This is a genomic window from Azospirillum sp. (genome assembly GCF_035628975.1).
Lineage (GTDB): Bacteria > Pseudomonadota > Alphaproteobacteria > Azospirillales > Azospirillaceae > Azospirillum.
Window position 1 is genome coordinate 1 of the sequence record NZ_DASPIS010000089.1, and the last position, 3,913, is coordinate 3,913.

At 68.7% G+C, this 3,913-nt stretch carries 6 protein-coding genes; 2 read left to right on the plus strand and 4 right to left on the minus strand.

Annotation, left to right across the window (positions count from 1 at the left end; all coding sequences use genetic code 11):
- The coding region (locus VD964_RS19430) for a phosphoribosylaminoimidazolesuccinocarboxamide synthase (protein WP_324870167.1) at positions 1–111 on the minus strand (111 nt) is incomplete at its 3' end.
- A 133-nt stretch (positions 112–244) separates the two neighbouring features.
- Complete coding sequence (locus VD964_RS19435) at positions 245–1,018, minus strand: NRDE family protein (RefSeq protein WP_324870163.1); 774 nt, start codon at positions 1,016–1,018, stop codon at positions 245–247.
- 176 nt (positions 1,019–1,194) lie between these two features.
- On the opposite strand from VD964_RS19435, the gene VD964_RS19440 reads away from it, so the two are divergent.
- Positions 1,195–1,515: a DUF1476 domain-containing protein gene (locus VD964_RS19440; RefSeq protein WP_149225466.1), complete on the plus strand. Its 321-nt coding sequence runs from the start codon at positions 1,195–1,197 to the stop codon at positions 1,513–1,515.
- A 59-nt stretch (positions 1,516–1,574) separates the two neighbouring features.
- On the opposite strand, the gene VD964_RS19445 is transcribed toward VD964_RS19440, so the two are convergent.
- Positions 1,575–2,441, minus strand: a complete 867-nt coding sequence (locus VD964_RS19445) for an N-formylglutamate amidohydrolase (RefSeq protein WP_324870164.1) — start codon at positions 2,439–2,441, stop codon at positions 1,575–1,577.
- 277 nt (positions 2,442–2,718) lie between these two features.
- Here VD964_RS19445 and VD964_RS19450 point away from each other — a divergent pair, with 277 nt between their 5' ends.
- Positions 2,719–3,687, plus strand: coding sequence for a succinylglutamate desuccinylase/aspartoacylase domain-containing protein (locus VD964_RS19450; RefSeq protein ID WP_324870165.1), 969 nt, complete (start codon positions 2,719–2,721; stop codon positions 3,685–3,687).
- A 30-nt stretch (positions 3,688–3,717) separates the two neighbouring features.
- On the opposite strand, the gene VD964_RS19455 is transcribed toward VD964_RS19450, so the two are convergent.
- Positions 3,718–3,913 (minus strand): CreA family protein (locus VD964_RS19455; RefSeq protein WP_324870166.1); only part of this gene is annotated, 196 nt, incomplete at its 5' end.

Here is a 3,913-nt window from a genome sequence, read left to right on the forward strand (position 1 = left end):
GTTGTTGAAGGCGGTGGCGTCGTCCTTGAAGTACTGCACCAGGGTGCCCGGCTCCGGCCCTTCGAAGAGTACCTTGGCCTTGCCTTCGTAGATGCGCCGGCGTCGTGTCATCGCGTGTTCGTCCAAATACGTAAGGACCGGTCAAGCGAGCTTGCCGGCCCAGGAATGTGCCCCAGTGATATAGCAAGCCGGGTGCACGAACACAACGACGGGGGCCGGAGGACAGGATTGTGCGGCTGCCGCTTTACAGCTCCACCGGCGCATAGGGCACGGCATGGGGCCGGCCGGGGGAGAAGTGCCAGATCGGGTTCAGGTCCAGCCGCTCCACCCGCGGCACCGCCAGCAGCGAACTGGACGAGGTGCCGAAGCCGCTGGGCAGCTGGAAATCCATGGCGCCGCGCTCGTCCGGCGTGCCCTCCCAGATGCGGCTGCCCATCAGCTCGGGCCAGCCGCCCCAGGCGAAGGACTCCGCATCGGGGGCGTCGATGGCCGGCGGCGTGGCATGCTCGAACAACGGGCGGTAGAAGGCGGTACGCGGATCCTGCGGATCGTCCAGTTCGAAGGCGGTCAGCATGTGGACGCCGGCGGGGACCGACGACACCTCCGGCCGGTGGCGCGGGTTGGCGCCGCGGTGGACCACCAGGAAGGCGTCGCGGTTGTCGGCGATCACCAGGTTGAACGGACGGTAGGCGCGGATGTCGAGATGGGCGAAGCTGCGCGCCGCATCGGCCGCGTCGGCATGGTCGAGCGCATCCAGCACCAGTTCGCCGCGCGACCGCTTGCCGGCCTCCGGCCCCAGCGTGCCGAAGCGGTTCAGGATGACCGCCACCACGCCTTCGTCGTTCAGCCCCATCCAGGAGCCGCCGGCCAGTTCGTCCAGCCCGGCGACCACGTTGGGCCGGTCGGGCCAATGGCGGGCCGGAGGCAGCCAGGGCCGCCCCGCCATCTCGTCACGGTTCCCGGCGACGACCAGCGGCCAGGTTGCGTCGGGTCGCCGCAGGAGAATCACGCTGCACATGCCTTGCCCTGTCTACTGTTGCATCTTGTCGTGGGGGGCCGGGGGTATCCCGCCGCCTGTAGGAAACTCTGCAGAATATCCGGGGCTGCGACGCGGCGGAACGGTGACGGCGACCGTTTCCCGGCTATATAATCCTCGTAAATGGGAGTGAAACCAATAAAGGAGCGCAGGTCATCATGACGACCTTCGACGACCGCGAAAAGGCCTTCGAGACCAAGTTCCAACACGACGAGGATCTGCTCTTCCGCATCCGCGCACGGCGCGACCGGCTGGCCGGCGAATGGGCTGCCGACCTGATGGGGCTGACCGGGGCGGAAGCGGAAGCCTACGCCCGCGAGATCGTGGACACCGACATCGCCACGCTCGGACCGCACGACATCCGGGACAAGCTGTGCGCCGACCTGCACGCCCGCGGAGTCGACATCTCCGACCACCGCGTGGAAAAGCAGATGGCCCAGTTCCTGGATGTCGCGCGCCAGCAGGTGACGCAAGCCTGATCGGAGGGGCCGTCCCGTCCTGCGGACCCGCCGCCCGACCAGGGGCGGCGGCGGGCGGCCTATTCCGCTGCGCGGCGCAGGATGCGCTGGCCGGCATAGTCGGCGATCCGGCCGATCAGCAGGTCGATGTCGCCCTTCAGCCGGGTAAAGCCGTCATGGCGCTCCAGCGTCTCCTCGTTCATGTAGAGGCGCCGATTGATCTCCAGTTGGATCGAATGCCGGCCGCGTGACGGATCGCCGTAGCGCGCCAGCAGTTCCACGCCCTTGTACGGATCGTTGATCGCCACGCGGTAGCCGAAGCCGCGCAGGGTCTGCGCCACCAGATGGACGAATCCCGCCTCGCTGGTGGTGCCGTCGCGGTCGCCGATCACGAAATCCGCCGCCAGCGGGTCGCGCCCGTCCGGACGCAGCGACGACGGCATGGAATGGCAGTTGACGTGCCAGACCGCGCCGAACCGCTCCGCCAGCCCGTCCAGCGCCAGCCGCATCTGCGCGTGGTAGGGACGGTAATAGCGGTCGATGCGGTCGGCCACCGCCGCGGCCGGCAGCTTCCCGTCATAGAGCGGCACACCCGGCCGCAGCATGCTGCGGATCAGCCCCATGCCCAGCGTGCTGCGCGGGGTCGGGCGGAGCGGCACCGGCCAGTCGCCGTCGATCAGCGCCGGGTCGATGTCGTCCACCGCGCGGTTCACGTCGATGCAGGTGCGGGGGAACAAGGCGCACAGCAAAGTGGCGCCATGGTCGGGGGCCGCCGCGAACAGCTCCTCCACATGGGTGTCCTCGCCCTGGCGCAGCAAGGGATGCGGGCAGACCACCCGGAAATCGGCGGGATAGACGCTGCCGCTGTGCGGCGAATCGAACAGGACCGGCAGGCGATGGCCCACCGGGTCGTTGCGGACAAGAACGTCATCGATCACGAAGCTCATCGACCCGCCCCGACCAGACGCCAGCACAGTGATAACCGCAAGCTCGACCGCCGATTTCATTGATCCGGAGAATCCGATGAAACGGATCCGGCGGATCCTATAACCCAAGCGTCAAGCCACAGTCGACGGCAATCTGTCACGATCCTGCCATGCCGCCGCAACATTGCGCCGCCCGCATCAGCCGAAAAAACCACGCCGCCGGCCCGCCCCGGACTGGCGCGGAGTCGCATGGTTCGCCATACTGAGCGGAGCGCCCCACCGCTGGCGAGCCTGCCGCTTGACCGACCCCCTCTTCGCTCCCGTCGAACTCTCGCCGCCGGACATCGCGCCCTACCGGCGCGGCAACACCGGCATCGACCATGTCACCAGCCTGTCGGCGGTGGAGCCCGGGCCGCATGTGGTGCTGAACGCGCTCGTCCACGGCAACGAGCTGGGCGGCGCCATCGCGCTGGATGCGCTGCTGCGGATGGGACTGCGGCCACGGCGCGGACGGCTGACCTTCGTCTTCGCCAACACCGCGGCCTACGCCACCTTCGACCGCCAGAACCCCTACGCCTCGCGCTATCTGGACGAGGACTTCAACCGGCTGTGGTCGCCCGACCATCTCGACGGCCGGCGCGACAGCGTGGAGCTGCGGCGCGCCCGCGTGCTGCGCCCGGTCTACGAATCGGCGGACCTGCTGCTCGACCTCCATTCCATGACCGCGGACACGGCGCCGCTGACCCTGTGCGGCCGCACCACGCGCGGGCGCGACCTGGCGCTCGGCCTCGGCTATCCGGCCTGGGTGGTGGCGGACGGCGGGCATGCCGGGGGAAAGCGGCTGATTGATTACGGCAGCTTCGCCGAGGCGGAGGGGTCGCGCACCGCGATCCTGGTCGAATGCGGCCAGCATTGGCGGACCGAGACCGCGACGGTCGCGCTGGAAAGCTGCCTGCGCCTGCTGCTCGGCCTGGAGATGATCGATCCCGACATGATCGGCCGGGCGGCAAACGGCCCGCGCCTGCGCCCGCGCACCGATCCGCAGCGGGTGGTCGAGGTCACCGACGCCGTCACCGCCGCCAGCGAGCGCTTCCGCTTCACCGCCCCCTTCGTCGGCATGGAGGTGATCGGCCGCGCCGGAACCGTCATCGGCTGGGACGACGGCCGCGCCATCCTGACCCCCTATGACGACTGCGTCCTGATCATGCCCGCCCGCCGGGTGAAGTCCGGCCAGACGGCGGTGCGTCTGGGCCGGATCGTGGGATGAGGCCGGACTTTCGAGGTCTGGCCGGCCCGCTCACTTCGCCGCCGGCTTGCCCTTCGTCCAGGTGGCGTTGGCGCTGAACAGGGGCACGGTCGAGATCGACATCTTGGCGGATGCGTCCTTCACCTGCCGGCTGTACACCACATAAACCAGCGTGTCGTTCGGCCGGTCGTAGATGCGACGGATGGCGATCGACTTGAAAATCAGGCTTTTCCGTTCGGAGAAGACC

Excerpts from the sequence above, each read along its gene's own strand:
- VD964_RS19435 (WP_324870163.1), bottom strand. The coding sequence starts at position 1,018 with ATGTGCAGCGTGATTCTCCTGCGGCGACCCGACGCAACCTGGCCGCTG.
- VD964_RS19440 (WP_149225466.1), top strand. The coding sequence starts at position 1,195 with ATGACGACCTTCGACGACCGCGAAAAGGCCTTCGAGACCAAGTTCCAA.
- VD964_RS19445 (WP_324870164.1), bottom strand. The coding sequence starts at position 2,441 with ATGAGCTTCGTGATCGATGACGTTCTTGTCCGCAACGACCCGGTGGGC.